Here is a 17,089-nt window from a genome sequence, read left to right as displayed (position 1 = left end):
CCTCGATTCAGCTCGGGTCGAGGAGTTCGTCGAGGCGGTTCACTCGGCGGTCACCGAGGACGCATCGACCGCGGTCCTCGTGGCCGACGCGCTCGACGTGGATCGCGTCCAGCCCAGCGTTCCACGCCGCACCCACGTCGCTCTCGCCGTCCCCGGCGTAGTACCCTCGTCCGGGTTGGTCGGGGTCGATCCCCATCGATTCCATCGCGATCTCGAGGGGCTGGGGGTCCGGTTTCCACCCCGTATCGTCGGTACAACAGACGATCGCGTCGAACCGATCGGCGAGATCCAGCCGGTCGAGTACGGGTTCGGCCAGAAACGACTGACAGTGGGTGACGAGTCCGGTCGGCTGGTCCGCGTCGTCGAGGCGGTCGAGCAGTCCGGCCGCGTCGTCGTGGAGGTACGTCGCCTCCGCGCGGGCAACGGGGTCCTCGACGTCGTGAAACGCCGGCCAGAACCGGTCGGGGTCGATCCCGAGCCCGCGCAACGTCGCCGCACGCGGGCCGCCGAGTCCGTGCCAGAGCACGTACGCCTCCCGGTCGGAAAACCGCCGACCGAGCCGGTCGCCGACGCGGTTGAACACCGCCCGGGTGTATTCCCAGTCCGCGTCGACGAGGGTCCCGTCGAGGTCGAACAGGTGAAACTCGTAGCCGGCGACGACCATGGACTCCCCCGTAGGCGATCCTCTAATAAGTGTGTTCGGCTTCGTTGGGACGGAATCCGGAGTGACATCTCCGTCTCACCTTGCGCTGGGTGCGTGTGTGTCGGTGATCGTCGGCGTTGGTGGTGATCGTCGGCGTTGGTGGTGATCGTCGGCGTTGGTGGTGATCGTCGGCGTTGGTGGTGATCGGCGTGTCGGGGCCGTTCAGTCCGGATCCGACGCGAGCGTGGTCCCGGTTGGGGGTGACGGGTCGCTATCGGGGCGACGGCGTTCCAAACCGTTTATATCCGCGCCTCCGGAAGGAGCGGGTATGCCGCGAGAGCAGAAGCAGGTCCGCGAACTCCAAGAGGGAAGCTACGTGATGATGGACAGTGCGCCCTGTAAGATCGACCACTACAGTACCGCTAAACCCGGCAAACACGGGAGCGCCAAGGCCCGCGTCGAGGGCAAGGGCGTGTTCGACGACAAGAAGCGCTCGCTCTCGCAGCCGGTCGACGCGAAGGTGTGGGTCCCGATCATTCACCGGAAACAGGGACAGGTCGTCAACGTGAGCGACGGCGAAGTTCAGGTAATGGATCTGGACACCTACGACACGTTCACGATGCGCATCCCCGAGGGCGAGGAGTTCTCCTCGGACGACAACATCGAGTACCTCGATTACGAGGGGCAACGGAAGATCATCGGGTAACGAGAGATGTTCCCCGGAGCGACGACCGACCGCGACCCTGCTTCCTACGTGGTCGTCGGCGCTCCCCTCGACGCCACGACCACCTTTCAGCCGGGCACCCGGTTCGGACCGGACCGAGTCCGGCGTTTCGCCGAAACGTACGACGACTACGACCACGAGACCGGAAGCCGCTTCTCCGCGCTGGCCGTCCACGACGGGGGCGACGTTCACCCGTGGGACGACGTCAAGGCGTATCTCGACCACCTCGCCGCCGAACTCCGGAGCGTCGTCCTGAACGACGCCGTACCTCTCCTTTTGGGCGGCGAGCATACCGTCACCTACGCCGGCGTCGACGCGGTCGACCCGGACACGCTCGTCGTCGTCGACGCCCACCTCGACCTCAGGGAGGCGTACGACGGCAACCCGTGGAACCACGCCTGCGTGACCCGCCGGGCGCTTGAGGACCTCGACATCGACCGTGCCGTCATCGTCGGCGCGCGTACCGGTTCGGAGGCGGAGTGGGACCGTGCCGCCGCCGGAGACGTGGAGGTCGTCGATCCCGAGGCCGCCCGCGAGTGGCTCGCCAGCCTCGATCCTCGCCGGTTCGCGGACGGTTCGACGTACCTCTCGGTCGATGTCGACGGTCTCGATCCGGGGTTCGCGCCCGGAACGGGGACGATGGAGCCGTTCGGGCTCGCCCCGCGAACGGTCCGTGACCTCGTTCGGCGGATCGCGCCACACGCGGCGGGGTTCGACGTCGTCGAAGTCAACGACCGCGACGACGGACAAGCGGCCGCGGTGGCCGGAAAGCTCCTCCGCGAGTTCGTGTTCCACCACGCCGACGCTGCGGCTGCCGACGACGTCTGACTACGGTTGGGACGGGAGGGAGCCGGGCGGGAGCGTCTACGACAGCTCGGAGAGGCGACTTCGCGCCGCGGTTACGGCCTCCATCGAGTCGATCCACTCGCGAGGGTTCGTACACCAGATCCGGTCACCCTCGACGCTGACACAGAAGACGGACTCCGTCGACGGCGAGAGGGTTACGCCGTCGACGTCGGGCCGATCGCCCAGATATGCGTCGATGAGTCGTCGAGCGGTCTCGGCCTCGGACCGGAGGCGCTTGCCGGAAGCGTACTCGATGGCTATCTCTGCCATGGTCGATCCTCAGTTCTACATGATTAATAACAATTGTTATTCGGCAACGATCGCACCTACTCGTGACGGCCGAGAACGACGCGTCGGGGCCCTCCCGGAGGCGGTGCGGTCGTTCACCGAGCGTCGTGAACGATCGTTCCATCGGCGACCGTCATCGCCACGTCTACATCACGGATCGACTCGGGGTGGTCCCACGGCGAGCCGTCGAGCACGACGAGATCCGCGCGCTTGCCGACCTCGACCGTTCCGAGTCGGTTCTCGTCGAATCCGGCGTAGGCCGCGCCGCGGGTGTACGCCCGGAGCGCCTCGGTCACGGAGAGTCGCTGGGCGTCGGCCGGAGCGTTAACGGCGTGGTGAACGCCGAGAAGCGGATCCATCGGCATCCCATCGGAGCCGAACGCGAGCCGAACGCCGGCGTCGAGCAGGTCGCGGTACCGGTTCGTTGCCGCCGTGCGCTCCTCGCCCAGCCGCGCCTCGTAGAGCCCGTCCTCGTCGGCCCACTTCAGGAAGTTCGGCTGGACGCTGGCGACCACGCCGGAGTCGGCGAGTCGGTCGATCGCTGTGTCATCGGCGAGTTCGACGTGTTCGATCCGGTGGCGGGCGTCCCCGGGGTCAGTCGTCGAGGCGGTCTCGTAGGCGTCGAGGACCGCATCGACGGCCTCGTCACCGATGGCATGTGCGGTGAACTGGTAGCCCGCGTCGGTCGCCGCCTCGACTGCGTCGGCAAGCTCGTCGGGGTCGACGACCCACTGCCCGGTCTCCTCGGGGGCGTCCGTGTACGGCTCGGAGAGGCGGGCGGTCCGTCCGCCGAAACTGCCGTCGGTGTAGGACTTGATCGCGCCCGTCTCGACGAGCGCCGACCCCGCGTTCGTCGTGAGACCGACCTCCCGGAGCGCGTCGAGATGGTCGCTCCAGTAGTTGATCCGCACCCGCGCGGTCAACTCGCCGGCGGCGTCGAGATCGCGGTACACCCGGGGCGCGTGTGAATCGCGCACCATGTCGTGAAAGCCCGTGATACCGCGTGCTGTACACAGTTCGAGCGCCGCCTCGACCGCCGACCGCGTCCCCTCGACGCCGGGTTCGACCGCCTCGTAGATCGGATCGATCGCACTTTCCAAGAGGACGCCGGTCGGCACTCCCGGCTCGTCCGTCGGAACGGTCTCGTCCGGGACGGCCGCGAGCGCGTCCGCGAACCGGTCGAGGACGACTCCGTTGACCGCGGCGACGTGCATATCCTCGCGGAACGCAGCAACCGGACGCCCCGTCGAGACGCGATCGAGGTCCTCGCGCGTGAGGTACCGGTCCTCGGTCCACGTCGACTCGTCGTACCCGTAGCCGAGCACCCACTCCGCGTCGGAGTCCGTCCCCTCGCCGGCGGCCGACTCATCGTCGAGTTCCGCGGCGCGATCCTCCAGAAGACCGACCGCCTCGGTCGGCGAGTCGGCTCCTGAGAGGTCCGCGTGGACGAGGTATCGACCGACCGTGGTCAGATGGGTGTGGGCGTCGATGAATCCCGGAAGGAGGACCCGACCGTCGAGGTCGACGACGTCGGTCTCGACGCCGGCGAGGAACTCGACGTCGTAGCTCCGGCCGAGGCGAACGATCTCCCCGTCGCGGACGGCAAGCGCCTCGTACGTCTCGTCGGGGTCCGTCAGCGTGTGGATCTCTCCGTCCAGAAAGACCCGGTCCGCGGGCTGGCTCATGACGGAACAGCCGGCCGGGAGGGGATTAACCGTTCTGGACGCGGCCCGACGCGACCCGATCGTGGTCTCCTCGCTCGGGAACCGGGCGCACGTTTTATCGGGTGGTCGGACGAACTGTCGCGTATGTACGACAGAATACTGTTCCCCACGGACGGCAGCGAGGGTGTCGACCGCGCGACCGACCACGCGGTCGACGCCGCCAGCCGGTACGACGCGACGCTTCACGTCCTCTACGTCGTCGACAGCGACATCGTCACCGCGTACTCCGGCGACGAGTTCGTCAGCGGCGCGGAGGGTGCCGAGGAGACCCTGACGGACGCCGGCGAGGCAGCGCTGGAGTCGGTCGCGGAGCAGGCCGAGGCCGCCGACGTCGACGTCGTCACACACATGGTTCACGGCGTCCCTCACGAGGAGATCCTGCGATATATCGACGAGGAGGACATCGATCTCACGGTGATGGGATCGAAGACGCGTCCGGGCGACTATCGCCGGATGCTCGGATCGGTCACCGAGCGCGTCTCACGCCAGTCGGCTGCGCCGGTGAGCATCGTGAAGACGACCGTATCCGAGTGAGAGCTACTCGTCGACGGTGACGCGCTCGATGGAGACGGTGTCGCGCGGCTCGTCCTGTCGATCGGTCGGGAGCGACCCGATCTCCTCGACGACGTTCATCCCGTCGATCACCTGCCCGAAGACGGCGTGTTTGCCGTCGAGGTGGGGGGTGGCGTCGAGCGTGATGAAGAACTGCGAGCCGTTGGTGTTCGGTCCGGAGTTGGCCATCGAGAGGATCCCGGGGCCGTCGTGGGTGAGATCGTCGTGGAACTCGTCGTCGAACTGGTAGCCGGGACCGCCGCGACCGGACTCCAGCGGGTCGCCGCCCTGGATCATGAAGTCGTCGATGACGCGGTGGAAGACGTTCCCCTCGTACAGCGAGTCGCCGCGGACCTCGCCGCTCTCGGGGTCCTCCCACGTGTCGGTGTCAGGGGCGGGATCGGCGTCGGCGGCGGGCTCGTGGCGGGCCAGCCCGAGGAAGTTCTCCACCGTCTTCGGCGCGCGGTCGGCGAACAGCTCGATGACGACGTCGCCGTGGTTCGTGTGAAGCGTTACCTGCGGGTTGTCGGCGTTATGAACCTCTCGTGCCATGGTCACGGACAGGACCGCCCGCCGGAAAACGCTACCCATCCGTGGCGCTCGGTTATATGCTCGCGTCGGCGGCCGCGCGGGGAGTCGTCGTCATCGAACGTCGTTGTTTTAAATACCAGTCACTGAGACGACGTATGAGTTCGACGCTGACACTGACGGTCGTCGCGACGCTCGTCGGCGTGACGGTCGGCGCGCTGTTCGCGTTCCTCCGCGTGCCGATCCCAGCACCGCCCGAACTGCCGGGCGTGATGGCTATTCTCGGCATTTATATCGGGTTCAGGCTGATCGACTACACCGATGTCGGGTTCGACCTGCTCGACGCCATCGGTTTATAAACGGTTGCTGCTCCCGGTCGATCATCGCATCGCGTTCGCTCGCTCCGTTCCCTAGTTCGAATCCCTTCAACTCCGAGCCGCGGCGCTCACGATGTGTGAGCGCCGCGACATGCGGGGGAAGGGATTCGAACCCTCGAACCTCTACAGGAGCGGATCTTAAGTCCGCCGCTTTTGGCCAGGCTCAGCCACCCCCGCGCACTCCGGAGTTCCGGTGGGGCGGTCAAACCCCTTTCGGATGCGCTCCACGCCGCCGCGATCGCTCGACGCGCTACCAGTCGACGGAGAGCGTTCCGTCGCCGTGCGGATCCGGCGCGATCTCCTCGTCGGTACGTCGGTCCACGACGTGGATCACACCCCGCTCCTTCTTCGCCGGACAGGCCTCCGCGGCTCGGACGTTCTCCGCGAGGTCGTCCTCGCCGATGTAGTAGGTCCGCGGCTTCGCCATCCCGCTTATGACGTCCATCTCCCAGTTGTCCGCGACCTCGGCACACTTCCCCGCGCCGAAGCATTTGTTCGCCTCGAACACGATCTTGTACGGCTTCTCCTCGATCGGCGGTCCCTCGCCGCCGAAGTCGCTCGCGGACATCACGCCGTCGTCGGCGTCACCGCCCTCGTTGCTCATACGAAGGGATCGGCTTCGGCGGGACTTTCGTCTGTCGGTCGGCGACGACGCCGACCGACGCTCGGTGTCGCCGTCCCGATCAGCCGGAAACGGCCCTCCGTCGGCCCGAGTCGAACGCTTCAAGTATTCGCTGGCTGTTCATACCTGTATGAAAGACCAAGGACGCTCCACGCGCAAGCGGACCGGCGGCCGACTGAAGCACGCCTCAAACAAGAAACGCCACCAGCTCGGGCGCGAGCCCGCCGAGACGACCGTCGGCGATACCCGTGTCCAGTTCATCGACTCCCGCGGCACCGAGACGAAGGTTCGAGCCCTCTCGACGAACGTCGCGCAGGTCGCCGACGACGGCGAGGTCACCGAAGCGACCATCGAGGACGTCATCGACAACCCCTCCAACGTCAACTACGCCCGCCGGAACATCGTCACCAAGGGCGCGATCATCGAGACCTCCGCGGGCCGCGCCCGCGTCACCTCCCGCCCCGGCCAGACCGGCGGCGTCAACGCGGTCCTCGTCGAGTAGCCCGACTCCCGATCTGAAGCCCTTTTCATCCCCCCGCCCGCCGGTACGGGTATGTACGTCGGCGTCGACGAGGCTGGAAAGGGACCCGTGCTCGGGCCAATGGTCGCCGCAGCCGTGCGCGCGAGCCCCGATCTCCTCCCGGACGACATCGACGACTCGAAGCGCGTGTCGCCCGCCCGGCGGAACGCGATCGCCGCCGAGTTGCGCGCACACGACGCCGTGGAGATCGCAGTCGCGACGGTCGAGCCCGCCGAGATCGACGCCCCCGATACGGACATGAACACGCTCACCGTCAGCGGACAGGCCCGGGCGGTCCGTGGCGTGCTCCGCTCCGGCGACCGCGTCTTCGCCGATGCGGGTGACACCTCGGAGGACCGCTTCGCGAAGCGACTGGCCGAGCACGTGGCGGAACGCGACGGCAACGACGCGACTCCGCCCGACATCGACGCCGCTCACGGTGCCGACGAAACCGACCCCGTCGTCGGCGCGGCGAGCATCGTCGCGAAGGTCGCCCGCGACGCCCGGATGCGGGCGATCGATGCGGCCTACCCCGACTACGACGGCGTCGGCAGCGGCTACCCGAGCGACCCGAAAACTCGCGAGTTCCTCCGAGCGTACGTCGACGACCACGGCGACGTCCCCGACCACGCCCGCCGGTCGTGGTCGACGTGTGCGGACGTGCTCGCGGCCGCCGAACAGTCGGGACTGGACGAGTTTTGACGAGAGAACGGCTATTCGGACCGTTCCAGCCGCAAACCGCTACTCCTCGCGTAGCGCCAACGCCGCCAGCAACGCCTCCAGTTGGACCTGCTCGTTCGCGCCCTCGGCGATCCGGTAGTCGGCCTCGCCGACACGCTCCATCAGCCGAACCGCCTCGCGCTCGTGGAGGTCGAACTCCCAGACCGAGCGGTGGAGCTGGTCGATCACGTCGCCGCCGGCCATTCCGGTGTCCGTGAGCAGCGTGTCGAGGGTCGCGCGCGCCTTCGTGAAGTCGCCGTTCAGCGCGTCGGTCACCATCGATTCGATCTCCTCCGGACGGGCGGTTGCCGTGATCGCGTAGACGGCCTCCTCGTCGACGACGTCGCCGGTCGTCGCGGCTGCCTGAAGCGAGTTGATCGCGCGGCGCATGTCGCCGTCGGCCGCGTAGACGAGTGCGTCGACGCCCGCATCGGTCACCTCGATCCCCTCGGCGGTCGCGATCTCCCGCGTTTGGGCGGCAACTGCCTTGTCCGAGAGCGGGGAGAACCGGAACACCGCACACCGAGACTGGATCGGATCGATGATCTTCGAAGAGTAGTTACACGAGAGTATGAACCGCGTGTTGTCGGAGAACTGCTCCATCGTTCGACGGAGTGCTGACTGTGCGTCATCGGTAAGGCTGTCCGACTCATCGAGGAACACGATCCGGAAGTCGCCGCCGAACGACGAGCGCGCGAACCCCTTGATCCGGTCGCGCACCACGTCGATACCGCGCTGGTCGGAAGCGTTGAGTTCGAGGAAGTTTCCCCGCCAGTTCTCCTCGCCGTACACTTCCCGGGCGATAGCGGTGGCTGCGGTCGTCTTTCCCACACCTGCTGGCCCTGAAAACAACAGGTGCGGTACGTCGTCCTGGTCGATGTAGCTCTGGAGTCGCTCGATTATTTCTTCTTGTCCGTGAATGTCGGAGAGCGTCTGTGGTCGGTACTTCTCGATCCAGATCTCCCGGCCCGTCGCGGTCGCCGCCGGCGACCCCTCGGCGTCGCTCATGTTCGGATCGAGGGGTCGGCGGGGTGATAAACGAACCGAGAACGGATCAGTCGTGAGGTGACAGGCCGACTCGAAGAGGGTCCCGACCCCGAACGACGGAGGCGTCCGTGAACGACGAAGCGTCCGTGTCACTCCGTTCGCGAGAGCCGCTGAAGCTCGTACGCGAACACCCACACGCCCATCAACACGCCGACGGGCACGACGATCCCGGCGATCTCCTCGGAGATCGGGAGCTCGGCGACGTCAACGAGAACTCGCGTCGTCGTCGCCGACAGCTCCGCGAACACCTCAACGTGCTCGCGGACCGTCGACGTGAGTATCGACCCAACGATCAGGGTGACCATCGCCGCAGTCCCGTGTATCGCGCCCCGGATGTGTGGCATATCCAACCGATCCGCGGGAGTTCGTATATTCCTTTTCCCGCGCGCCGGAGTCCGTCCTCACTCGAACTGCGCGACGAGTTCGGGGACGACATCGAACAGGTCGCCGACGATACCGTAGTCGGCGACGTCGAAGATCGGCGCGTTGGGGTCGGTGTTGATCGCGACGATCGTGTCGGAGCCCTTCATGCCGGCGACGTGCTGGACCGCGCCGGAGATGCCGACCGCGATGTACACGTCAGGGGTGACGACCTTCCCCGACTGGCCGACCTGCCGGTTCTTCGGGAGCCACCCGCTGTCGACGATGGGGCGGGAGGCCGATAGCGTCGCGCCGAGTGTCTCGGCCAACTCCTCGACGACTTCGAGGTTCTCCTCCTCCTCGATCCCGCGGCCGACGGAGACGAGCACGTCCGCGTCCGCGATGTCGACGTCGCCGCCACCGACCTCCTCGAACCCCTTCACGCGCGCGCCGGAGTCCGGGTGATCGACGGTGACCGACTCGACCTCGGCCTCACCAACGCCCTCGGCGGGGGCGAACTCGCCGCCGCGGAGCGTGAGACAGAACTGGTCGCCGTCGACGGCGACGGTCGTCTCCACCTTCGAGCCGTACATCTCGCGGGTGACCGTCAGCCCGTCGTCGACCGCGAAGTCGATCGCGTCGGTCACGAGGGGGATGTCGAGTCGCTCGGCGACCGCGGGCGCGTAATCGAGTCCGTTGACGGAGTTCGGCGCGAGCACCGCGGTCGCGCCGGACCGCCCGACGAGCTCGGTAACGGCGGCCGTGTAAACGGTGTTATCGAACTCCTCGCCGTTCTCGACCGTGTAAATCCGGTCGACACCCGGCCGGTTTAGCGACTCCGCGAAGCGGTCGGTATCGCCGGCGATGACGGCAACCGCGAGTTCACCGTCGAGCGCGTCCGCGAGTTCTCGGCCCGCGGTCACCAGTTCGTAGGAGACATCGCGCAGTTCGCCGCGGCGGTGGTCGGCGACGACGAGGACGCTCATCACACACCCACCCCCTTCTCGCGGAGAACCTCCGCAAGGCGATCCGCGGCCTCCCCGGCGTCGCCCTCGATGAGCTCCGCGTCGGACTCGCTCTCGGGCTCGTACATCGCCGTCAGCGTCAGCGTACTCTCGACATCGGTCGTGTCGAGACCGAGGTCGTCGAGGTCCATCGGTGCGATCTCCTTGCGCTGGGCCTGCCGGATCCCGCGTAGGCTGGCGTACCGCGGCTCGTTGAGTCCGGTCTGGACGGTGAGAACGGCCGGGAGATCGACCTCGGTTAGCTCCTCGACGCCACCCTCCAATTCGCGATGGACGTTGGCGAGCCCGGCATCGGCGTCCACTTCGAGGTCGTTGACGACGGCGGCGTGGTTGAATCCGATCCGTTCGGCGAGGGCGACGCCGGTCGCGCCGAACCCGGTGTCGGCGGCCTGAACGCCGCCAAGAACGAGGTCCGGCTCCTCGGACGCGACGACCGCCTCGAAGACGTCGATCTTGGAGGCGACATCCGGGAACGCCCCCTCGAAGGCGTCGTCCCAAACGCGGACCGCGCGGTCGACACCCTTCGCGAGGGCCATTCGGATGGTCTCTTCGGCACGCTCCGGGCCGATGGTGACGGCGACGACCTCGTCGGCGATGTCGGCTTCCGCGAGTTGGACGGCCGCCTCGACGGCGTAGTCGTCCCACTCGTTGAGGTCGTACTCTAGGTCCGACTCGGCGATGTCGGTCCCGTCGATGGAGAAGTCGTCGTCCGCTTCCGCGACCTCCTTGACGGTCACGAGAACCTTCATAAACGATTATCGGGTCGTGTGGGTGTAAGGGTTTTCGGAACGCGCCACGCGTGGGAAGTCGTTGTCGTCGAGGCTCGCGGGGGCTGACCTCGATTCCGTGTACGCGGGTCACGCTGTCCGCTACGCCGGTTCGACGCCGACTTCGATCGCTTGTGCGGCCGCGAGCACGTCGTCGTGGAGTGTTCCGTTCGAGGCGACGAGGCCGACGGAGTCGTGTCGCCATCGGTTGCCTTCCAGATCGGTCACCGTCCCGCCGGCCTGCCGGATCATGAAGACGCCAGCGACGGAGTCCCACGGGTTCGCTTGGAGGTTCGATATCGTCCCTTCGAGCCCGCCCGCGGCGACCGTCGGGAGGACCACCTGTGCCGCGCCGAGTCGCCGCATATCGCCGAACCGGCGGACGATCGCCTCACAGGCGTTGGCGTACTCGTCGCGGGCGTCGTAGTCCCACCACAGCGTTGGGTCGACCGCGCCGCGCCGGGGATCGTCGACGTCGTTGACAGACATACGCTCGCCGTTCCGATACGCGCCGTCGGCGTCCGCGGTGTACACGTCTCCGAGCGCGGGCGCGACCGTGGCTGCCGCGACCGGTTCGCCGTCGACGACGGCGGCGACCGCGGTCCCCCAAAAGCGGATCTCGCGAACGAAGTTGTGGGTGCCGTCGATGGGGTCGATGACCCACGCAGTCCCCTCGTCGGGCACGCGCTTACGGGCGTCCTCCTCCTCGCCGACGATCGCGTCGTCGGGGAACGACTCCCGGATGCGTTCGATCACGGTTCGCTGGGCGGCGCGGTCGGCCTCGGTGACGACATCGTCCTCGCCCTTCTGTTCGACCGGGATGTCCGTCCTGAAGGCGTCGTCGGCCACGCGGGCACCCGCCCGTGCCGCCGCCTCGGCGACTGCGGCACGATCGTCGGTATCGCTCATGCCCCGATTTCGGGGCCCCGACGCGTATAAACGTCGATCCGCGGCCACGATCGGATCTCCCTCGACCCGGAGTAATTAACTCAATTCCGAATCCGAGTACCTTTAAGTGGACACGTCGGGTACGGGTATCCATGCGACCCGAAGAAGCGGTCCGCCAGCTCGAGTACGCCATCGACGCCTCGCTCGACGAGGAGGGACGACGCAGCGCCGCCGGCTTCCGGCCGACGTTCGAACGCGTTGCCGACCGGGGCGACGGCGAGGCCGTGTACGCGCTCGCCGGTCGCCTTGCCGGCGAAGTCACTGATGGAGCGTGTCCCTCTCCCGCCGAGGCGAACGCGACGGCGCGGCAGGTACTCGACGACCGAGCGTACACCGACGGCGGAACGTAGCCGACTTTCTACCGCGGCGCACGCCGGACGAGGAACAGCGTCGCGAGGACGATGGCGAGCAGCGCCACGAGTCCCGTGGCGTCCGTGAGGTCGAAGCCTGCCGGCTCCTCCGCAGGGTCGAGCGACCCGGCGTCGGACGGCGCGTCCGATCCCTCCCCGGAGTCGTCCCCGAGCCCGCTCCCGATGCTCGTCTCCCCGTCAGTGCCTTCCGAGTCGTCGGCCCCCTCGTCGGAGTCGCTCGCGCTCGTCACGGCCACGCTTCCGACCGTCGTCGGCGCGGTCACCCGGTCGCCGTCGATCACGAGCTCATGGACCCCCGGCTCGTCGATCGACACCGTCACCGACTCCGTTACGGGCCCCCCCGGGTCGGCATCGATCGTGAACGTCCCGCCCGTTACTGGGGTCTCACCCGCGGTCCCGACTCGGAGGGTCTCGCCGGTCGCGGGTGCCGGACCCACGTTCTCCACGTCGAGTTCGATCGATAGCTCCTCGCCCGCCTCGATCTCGTCCGCCCCGAACCTCGCGCTTCCCGGCTCGATCGCGGGCGACTCGGTCGCGAGCGCGAACGACGAGAACCCACCGGAGTCGACCGCCAGCCGGACCGTCTCCGAGTCGGTGGCAACGACTCGGGTGTCGGTCCGTTCCCAGCCCTCGCCGGCGTCGTGGTACGCGACGAGCGCCTCGGGCTCGACACCCGCCTCGTCAAGCCGGTCGCGGTCGACCGCGAGCGTGGCGGTGGCCTCGCGGATCGGCTGGTCGGGCTCCCCAAACTCGACGGTGTAGTACCCCAGCGGATCGACGCCCGGGGGCACTACCCCCGTGTCGGCAGGCCGGTTCTCGGCTCCCGTCACACGCATCTCGACATCGCCCGGCGCGTCGCGAACAAACGAGAGCCGGTCGAGCCGGATCCAGTCGCCCCCGACGTACATCCCCGCGAGGTCGAGTTCGGTGTCGGCCCCGCCGACAACGGCGCGGAGGTCGAACGTACGCGCGTCCGGGCTCGGTTCAGTCATCGTGACGACCGGTCCGGACGAGCCACCCGCGCTCTCGGTCGTCGAGTCGTCGTCCGAAGGCGTCTCGGCGTGGACCGAGATGGAGTCGATGAGCCGGTCGCCCGGCACGGCGTCGACGATCCGGGTGTCGACCTCGACGCCGATCGCCACCGCGTCGTTCTCGGGGGTCAAGCGCGCTGCGTCCTCGCGGCTCTCGACCGGCTCGCCGTCGACCGTGAACGTTACCGCCTCCGCGTCATGGTCGATCCACGCCTCCGCCCGCGTGTCGCCGTCGAACGTGACATAAAAGAGCGCGCGCTGGGCGCTGAACGCGTCCGGGTTCACGCCGTCGGCCTCGATCCGCGGGTTCTCCTCCGTGACGTCGACGACGAGCTCGTCGTTCTCGTCGAGATACGTGTAGGGGTTGTCGCCGGGCTGAAGCGCGACGTCGTCGCTTATCGAATCCGACGGGCCGTCGAGGACGGTCGCACCGGTGGAGGCGACGAGCAGCACCGCGGCTGCGAGCCCAACAGCTACCGCCGCCGTCGTCACCGCACGCGACCGTGCCATCACCGATTTCTATACCACTACGTACTTATAAGTAATTACCACACACGGCTGCTTCAGGGACTCCTTGTGGCAGCGATCGCCGCCCGATACCGGTATAAAAGGTCAGAATGACTGTATGTGTCTGACGGAGCGGTGGTTAGCGAGCTGACTATTCGGACCGCTGCCTTCGTATTTAAATAGGTCCACTTCAGACGTAAGCGAATGGCTCAGTTGGTGAACGAGCCGGTGAACTCACGCACGACTCCCTCCTCTGTGTCTTTGAGAGTGAGCGAAACCTCACCAGACTCGATTGCGTCAACCACAGCGGTGTTCAGTACGATCTCGATCGTTCCGCCGTCAAACTCGTTCTGGAACCCTGACGCGGAGATGTCGAGTACTGCCTCGTTGCCGCCGAAAGAGTCATTATTCACCCGGAGCGGCTCTCGGTCATCCGGCCCGTTCGACTCCTGTGCGACGCTGAAATCGCCGTTGTCTGCTCCGTCGAGGTCTGTATTTTCAGGGTACGTAATCTCGATCTCATCAAGATCGATTTCACCGTCCTCAAGATCGGAGAAGTCTAAATTATCGACCACAAAGCGCTGTGATTCGACGAAAGCCTTGTCAGCAAATGTGTCTACTGTAGCTAGTTCCTCATCGTCGTCGGCCAACAGAACCGCCTCCTCCGGTTCTGGCTCATCACCACCGCCGAGATCGGCTGGAACGGTGTCGATCACGACCTCTTCCCTCTCTTCATTCCCGAGTGTCTGGATGCCACGAAGTACAACCTCAGCCGGGTCACCGTCGTACTGCCTCCCGTTTCGGCGACGGATAGAGCCACTTCCGTCACGAAGCGTCAGATCCTCGCTCGTCGTTGGCTCCACGTCTTCGCCAAAGGAGAGATCGATCTGATCGACGTCGGAGACTTCTTCGTCCAATTCGAGCGCAAATTCGAACAGCTCGTCATCGGTCGGATCGAATGCCTGGAACGTCTCCGTAATTTCGGGTGCCTCATCTTCCGCAACGGTCGCGACGATCGTGATCGCGTCGTCGTCGATAACACCGTCACCTTCCGTCGGTGCTACATCACCAACATCGGCGACGAGTCCGACTGGAATCGACTCGCCGACAGGCGAGCCGACCGCGGCGCTCGTCGACCTCGACATCTACATCGAGGTGCTCCGCGGCCGCGAGATCCCCTGGAGCCAGTACTACCTCGGACTCGCGGGGCTCGCCGGCGCGGCGCTGCTCGCGGTTCAGACCGGGGTCCCCGGCTTCGCCGCCATCGAACCGCTCGCGGTGAGCGTGTTCACGGTGACCGTGTTCGCGGTCAGCGCGCTCGCCCACTACTACTACTGCGAGCGTGCCCGCCTCGGCAAAAAGGAGAAACCGCCAGAGCTCCGCAAGCGAGAATGAGCACCCACGCCCGGTCGTCAGCGGAGTTGAGCACGCTGAAAACGATCAGCATCGTGCTCGCGTTCACCGCGGCGGTCGGGCTGACCCTCGGCACTGCTGGCTTCGCTTCGATCGACGCCGACCGCGGTATCGAGATGACCGTCACGGACGACGAGAGCGCGTACTTCGGGATCAATGAGACCGACGAGATCCCCATGAACGAGCCGGCGGCCCCTGTCGTGTTCTGGAACCAGTTCGACGTACCGCTCACGTCGCTCGATGTCGAGCCGACGGCGGGGGGTAACGCGACGGTCAAGCTCGTTGACGCCCCCGATGAGATCGATGTCGGTGGATCCGCGCCGGTGACCGTTTTCGTCCACTGTAACGGCGAGGAGACGATGGACCTCGCGTTTGAGGTGACCGCTACTGGTGACAGCGTGCGCGTCGACACGACCGTCGAACGCACCTTCGACTGTACCCCGTCGGGCGCGGATATCGACGTGACTTTTGTCGGACAGGGAGCCGGCCACGTGGAAATCAGCGGTCCGGAGTCGGTGTTCCCGCTGAACGACGTGGTAGTCTACTGGGAACAGGGCGGTGAGGAACACAGTACGGTCGTTTCTGTGGCTCGATCCGGTGAGAAAATAGAAGCTCGCGAGGGAGTAAACGGTAAGATCGTCGCGGTCGAGATCACACAGTACGGCGTCTACGTGGAGCCGGGCGGGAGTGATGACGCGCCAAACCCGCCAGCTGAGGGCGGGTCGTAACTCCGCGGCAGCCACCGCTACGTCCAGCGAGAGCGAGCTGTCGAACGACGATCCGAACGCGTACGACCGCTACGCCTCGATCCGCTCGCCGAGTTCGGGCGCACTCGCCGTGTACCCGTCAGCCCGGAGGTCCGCGGCGAACGCCGCACAGCGATCCCCGTGGTTCACCAACACCCGTGCGTCCCGGTACGAATCCAAAAACGACTCCAGTCCCTCGCGGTCGGCGTGCGCGGAGAAGTCGAACGACTCCACGCGGGCGCTCACCGGTCGCACCGTCCCGTTGATCGCCAGCCGGCCGTGCTCCTGTAGCTCCCGGCCGGGCGTCCCCTCGACCTGGTACCCCGTCAGGGTGATCGCGTTCGTCGGACTCCCGCGGATCTCGGGGAGGTACGAGTGGACCGGTCCGCCGGCAAGCATCCCCGAGGTAGTGACGATCAGAGCGTTGTCGGCCGCGATCCGCTCGCGCTGGCCGTCTCGTCCGGTCACGAAGCGCGCCGCGCCCTTCGCCCGGCGGAACGCCCCCGGATCCCGGAGGAACTCCGGATGGTGTCGGAGCATCCGCGTCACCTCGATCCCCATCCCGTCGACGTAGGGGGTCAGGTCGTTTGCGTCGGCGACGCACATCAGCTCCTGCGTCCGGCCGATCGCGAACGCGGGCGCAACGACGGTTCCACCCTCCCATATCGTCGTCTTTACGCGCTCGGCCCACCGGCGTTCGACCGCCGCCCGCTCCTCGTGGGTCACGTCGGCGTACGTCGCCTCGCAGATCACGACGTCAGCGTCGGGCCGGGCCATCGTCCCCGAGACGAGCCGCTGGTCGTCGGTATGGAAGTCGCCGGTGTACAACAGCCGCGTGTCGCCGTCGTCGACGAGGACGTGTGCGGAGCCCGGGATGTGCCCCGCGTTGAAAAGCGTCACCGCGTACCCCTCTCCCTCGATTCCGCCGGCGACGTCGAACGACTCCCGGTAGGCGTGTCGCTCCTCGACCTCACCGAGCCGCGCGACGTGCTCGCTTGAAAAGGGACACAGCGGGCTGTTTCCGTGGAGCTTGAGCGTGTCACGCGCCAGCGTCCGGGCCAGCTCCGCGGTCGGCGGCGTCCAGTGGACCGCCGGTCGTCGGTCACCTTTCAACAGCGCGGGAACCGCACCGACGTGGTCGAGATGGCCGTGCGAGACGACGACGGCGTCGGGCTCGGGGTCGCGGATCGGGTACTGCGGCGGATCCGCGGTCAACAGCCCGTAATCGATGAGTAGCGCGTCGTCGATGAGGACCGCGCTCCGACCGACCTCGCGAGCGCCGCCGAGGAATTCGACCTCCATTACGGGTTCATCAGTGCCTGTGGCGGTA

Annotated in this window: 21 protein-coding genes, 1 tRNA gene and 1 pseudogene; 9 read left to right on the top strand and 14 right to left on the bottom strand. The window is 66.8% G+C overall.

The features are described from left to right. Positions 1–7: 7 nt before the first annotated feature. Complete coding sequence (locus J2751_RS02050) at positions 8–664, bottom strand: HAD family hydrolase (protein WP_209482804.1); 657 nt, start codon at positions 662–664, stop codon at positions 8–10. Between the two features lie 307 nt (positions 665–971). On the opposite strand from J2751_RS02050, the gene J2751_RS02045 reads away from it, so the two are divergent. Both J2751_RS02045 and speB read left to right on the top strand, forming a co-directional pair. Further along, positions 972–1,349, top strand: coding sequence for a translation initiation factor IF-5A (locus J2751_RS02045; RefSeq protein WP_209482803.1), 378 nt, complete (start codon positions 972–974; stop codon positions 1,347–1,349). 6 nt (positions 1,350–1,355) lie between these two features. Further along, entirely contained in the window at positions 1,356–2,195 is an 840-nt protein-coding gene (speB, locus tag J2751_RS02040; protein ID WP_209482802.1) for an agmatinase, read from the top strand. 36 nt (positions 2,196–2,231) lie between these two features. On the opposite strand, the gene J2751_RS02035 is transcribed toward speB, so the two are convergent. Together J2751_RS02035 and J2751_RS02030 are read right to left on the bottom strand one after the other, a co-directional pair. Further along, positions 2,232–2,483 (bottom strand): SelT/SelW/SelH family protein, encoded by a 252-nt coding sequence (locus J2751_RS02035; RefSeq protein ID WP_209482801.1) that lies wholly within the window; start codon positions 2,481–2,483, stop codon positions 2,232–2,234. Between the two features lie 113 nt (positions 2,484–2,596). Continuing rightward, positions 2,597–4,186, bottom strand: coding sequence for an amidohydrolase (locus tag J2751_RS02030; RefSeq protein WP_209482800.1), 1,590 nt, complete (start codon positions 4,184–4,186; stop codon positions 2,597–2,599). Between the two features lie 123 nt (positions 4,187–4,309). On the opposite strand from J2751_RS02030, the gene J2751_RS02025 reads away from it, so the two are divergent. After that, positions 4,310–4,759 carry a universal stress protein gene (locus tag J2751_RS02025; protein WP_209482799.1) on the top strand — a complete coding sequence of 150 codons (450 nt, stop codon included), beginning with the start codon at positions 4,310–4,312 and terminating at the stop codon, positions 4,757–4,759. Between the two features lie 3 nt (positions 4,760–4,762). Here J2751_RS02025 and J2751_RS02020 read toward each other — a convergent pair whose 3' ends face one another. Next, a complete protein-coding gene (locus J2751_RS02020) occupies positions 4,763–5,329 on the bottom strand; it encodes a peptidylprolyl isomerase (protein ID WP_209482798.1) in 567 nt (188 codons plus the stop codon). Positions 5,330–5,463: 134 nt separating this feature from the next. Here J2751_RS02020 and J2751_RS02015 point away from each other — a divergent pair, with 134 nt between their 5' ends. Continuing rightward, positions 5,464–5,664, top strand: a complete 201-nt coding sequence (locus tag J2751_RS02015) for a XapX domain-containing protein (protein ID WP_209482797.1) — start codon at positions 5,464–5,466, stop codon at positions 5,662–5,664. Positions 5,665–5,774: 110 nt separating this feature from the next. On the opposite strand, the gene J2751_RS02010 is transcribed toward J2751_RS02015, so the two are convergent. Together J2751_RS02010 and J2751_RS02005 are read right to left on the bottom strand one after the other, a co-directional pair. Then, positions 5,775–5,859, bottom strand: a tRNA-Leu gene (locus J2751_RS02010). Between the two features lie 73 nt (positions 5,860–5,932). Then, positions 5,933–6,286 (bottom strand): ferredoxin, encoded by a 354-nt coding sequence (locus J2751_RS02005; RefSeq protein WP_209482796.1) that lies wholly within the window; start codon positions 6,284–6,286, stop codon positions 5,933–5,935. A 148-nt stretch (positions 6,287–6,434) separates the two neighbouring features. Here J2751_RS02005 and J2751_RS02000 point away from each other — a divergent pair, with 148 nt between their 5' ends. Continuing rightward, positions 6,435–6,806 carry a 30S ribosomal protein S8e gene (locus tag J2751_RS02000; RefSeq protein WP_209482795.1) on the top strand — a complete coding sequence of 124 codons (372 nt, stop codon included), beginning with the start codon at positions 6,435–6,437 and terminating at the stop codon, positions 6,804–6,806. 51 nt (positions 6,807–6,857) lie between these two features. Then, positions 6,858–7,526, top strand: a complete 669-nt coding sequence (gene rnhB, locus J2751_RS01995) for a ribonuclease HII (RefSeq protein ID WP_209482794.1) — start codon at positions 6,858–6,860, stop codon at positions 7,524–7,526. Positions 7,527–7,565: 39 nt separating this feature from the next. Here rnhB and J2751_RS01990 read toward each other — a convergent pair whose 3' ends face one another. The 5 genes from J2751_RS01990 to J2751_RS01970 form a co-directional block, all read right to left on the bottom strand. After that, a complete protein-coding gene (locus J2751_RS01990; protein ID WP_209482793.1) occupies positions 7,566–8,552 on the bottom strand; it encodes a replication factor C small subunit in 987 nt (328 codons plus the stop codon). A gap of 128 nt (positions 8,553–8,680) precedes the next feature. Next, positions 8,681–8,935 (bottom strand): hypothetical protein, encoded by a 255-nt coding sequence (locus tag J2751_RS01985; RefSeq protein ID WP_209482792.1) that lies wholly within the window; start codon positions 8,933–8,935, stop codon positions 8,681–8,683. Between the two features lie 57 nt (positions 8,936–8,992). Next, positions 8,993–9,940 carry an electron transfer flavoprotein subunit alpha/FixB family protein gene (locus tag J2751_RS01980; protein WP_209482791.1) on the bottom strand — a complete coding sequence of 316 codons (948 nt, stop codon included), beginning with the start codon at positions 9,938–9,940 and terminating at the stop codon, positions 8,993–8,995. Further along, positions 9,937–10,725 (bottom strand): electron transfer flavoprotein subunit beta/FixA family protein, encoded by a 789-nt coding sequence (locus J2751_RS01975; protein ID WP_209482790.1) that lies wholly within the window; start codon positions 10,723–10,725, stop codon positions 9,937–9,939. Before J2751_RS01975 ends, J2751_RS01980 begins: the two co-directional genes overlap by 4 nt. 120 nt (positions 10,726–10,845) lie before the next feature. Next, on the bottom strand, positions 10,846–11,652 hold the full coding sequence (locus J2751_RS01970; protein WP_209482789.1) for an inositol monophosphatase family protein: 807 nt from the start codon (positions 11,650–11,652) through the stop codon (positions 10,846–10,848). 131 nt (positions 11,653–11,783) lie between these two features. Between J2751_RS01970 and J2751_RS01965 the strand changes: the two genes are divergently transcribed. After that, the gene (locus tag J2751_RS01965; RefSeq protein WP_209482788.1) at positions 11,784–12,041 is read left to right on the top strand and encodes a hypothetical protein; all 258 of its coding nucleotides are present in this window, start codon (positions 11,784–11,786) and stop codon (positions 12,039–12,041) included. Between the two features lie 8 nt (positions 12,042–12,049). On the opposite strand, the gene J2751_RS01960 is transcribed toward J2751_RS01965, so the two are convergent. Beyond that, positions 12,050–13,603 (bottom strand): hypothetical protein, encoded by a 1,554-nt coding sequence (locus J2751_RS01960; protein WP_209482787.1) that lies wholly within the window; start codon positions 13,601–13,603, stop codon positions 12,050–12,052. Positions 13,604–13,809: 206 nt separating this feature from the next. Continuing rightward, on the bottom strand, positions 13,810–14,517 hold the full coding sequence (locus J2751_RS01955; RefSeq protein WP_209482786.1) for a hypothetical protein: 708 nt from the start codon (positions 14,515–14,517) through the stop codon (positions 13,810–13,812). A gap of 196 nt (positions 14,518–14,713) precedes the next feature. Here J2751_RS01955 and J2751_RS01950 point away from each other — a divergent pair. Further along, positions 14,714–14,995, top strand: a pseudogene (locus tag J2751_RS01950) (DUF7344 domain-containing protein); the annotation flags it as partial. Continuing rightward, positions 14,992–15,741 carry a hypothetical protein gene (locus J2751_RS01945; protein ID WP_209482785.1) on the top strand — a complete coding sequence of 250 codons (750 nt, stop codon included), beginning with the start codon at positions 14,992–14,994 and terminating at the stop codon, positions 15,739–15,741. The pseudogene J2751_RS01950 and the gene J2751_RS01945, both read left to right, overlap by 4 nt. A 69-nt stretch (positions 15,742–15,810) precedes the next feature. On the opposite strand, the gene J2751_RS01940 is transcribed toward J2751_RS01945, so the two are convergent. Continuing rightward, complete coding sequence (locus tag J2751_RS01940) at positions 15,811–17,061, bottom strand: MBL fold metallo-hydrolase (RefSeq protein ID WP_209482784.1); 1,251 nt, start codon at positions 17,059–17,061, stop codon at positions 15,811–15,813. Positions 17,062–17,089 lie beyond the last annotated feature (28 nt).

Origin of the sequence: Halorubrum alkaliphilum, from assembly GCF_017873815.1 — an archaeon.
In the GTDB taxonomy this organism is placed as follows: Archaea; Halobacteriota; Halobacteria; order Halobacteriales; family Haloferacaceae; genus Halorubrum; species Halorubrum alkaliphilum.
The sequence above is the reverse complement of the archived record's forward strand: the minus strand, read 5'-3'. Positions and strand labels throughout refer to the sequence as shown.

Coding starts and splice junctions, on each gene's coding strand:
- speB (WP_209482802.1), top strand. CDS start 1,356: ATGTTCCCCGGAGCGACGACCGACCGCGACCCTGCTTCCTACGTGGTC.
- J2751_RS02035 (WP_209482801.1), bottom strand. CDS start 2,483: ATGGCAGAGATAGCCATCGAGTACGCTTCCGGCAAGCGCCTCCGGTCC.
- J2751_RS02050 (WP_209482804.1), bottom strand. CDS start 664: ATGGTCGTCGCCGGCTACGAGTTTCACCTGTTCGACCTCGACGGGACC.
- J2751_RS02025 (WP_209482799.1), top strand. CDS start 4,310: ATGTACGACAGAATACTGTTCCCCACGGACGGCAGCGAGGGTGTCGAC.
- J2751_RS01970 (WP_209482789.1), bottom strand. CDS start 11,652: ATGAGCGATACCGACGATCGTGCCGCAGTCGCCGAGGCGGCGGCACGG.
- J2751_RS02020 (WP_209482798.1), bottom strand. CDS start 5,329: ATGGCACGAGAGGTTCATAACGCCGACAACCCGCAGGTAACGCTTCAC.
- J2751_RS01945 (WP_209482785.1), top strand. CDS start 14,992: ATGAGCACCCACGCCCGGTCGTCAGCGGAGTTGAGCACGCTGAAAACG.
- J2751_RS01940 (WP_209482784.1), bottom strand. CDS start 17,061: ATGGAGGTCGAATTCCTCGGCGGCGCTCGCGAGGTCGGTCGGAGCGCG.
- J2751_RS01960 (WP_209482787.1), bottom strand. CDS start 13,603: ATGGCACGGTCGCGTGCGGTGACGACGGCGGCGGTAGCTGTTGGGCTC.
- J2751_RS01965 (WP_209482788.1), top strand. CDS start 11,784: ATGCGACCCGAAGAAGCGGTCCGCCAGCTCGAGTACGCCATCGACGCC.
- J2751_RS01975 (WP_209482790.1), bottom strand. CDS start 10,725: ATGAAGGTTCTCGTGACCGTCAAGGAGGTCGCGGAAGCGGACGACGAC.
- J2751_RS02045 (WP_209482803.1), top strand. CDS start 972: ATGCCGCGAGAGCAGAAGCAGGTCCGCGAACTCCAAGAGGGAAGCTAC.
- J2751_RS02005 (WP_209482796.1), bottom strand. CDS start 6,286: ATGAGCAACGAGGGCGGTGACGCCGACGACGGCGTGATGTCCGCGAGC.
- J2751_RS02030 (WP_209482800.1), bottom strand. CDS start 4,186: ATGAGCCAGCCCGCGGACCGGGTCTTTCTGGACGGAGAGATCCACACG.
- rnhB (WP_209482794.1), top strand. CDS start 6,858: ATGTACGTCGGCGTCGACGAGGCTGGAAAGGGACCCGTGCTCGGGCCA.
- J2751_RS01985 (WP_209482792.1), bottom strand. CDS start 8,935: ATGCCACACATCCGGGGCGCGATACACGGGACTGCGGCGATGGTCACC.
- J2751_RS01990 (WP_209482793.1), bottom strand. CDS start 8,552: ATGAGCGACGCCGAGGGGTCGCCGGCGGCGACCGCGACGGGCCGGGAG.
- J2751_RS02000 (WP_209482795.1), top strand. CDS start 6,435: ATGAAAGACCAAGGACGCTCCACGCGCAAGCGGACCGGCGGCCGACTG.
- J2751_RS02015 (WP_209482797.1), top strand. CDS start 5,464: ATGAGTTCGACGCTGACACTGACGGTCGTCGCGACGCTCGTCGGCGTG.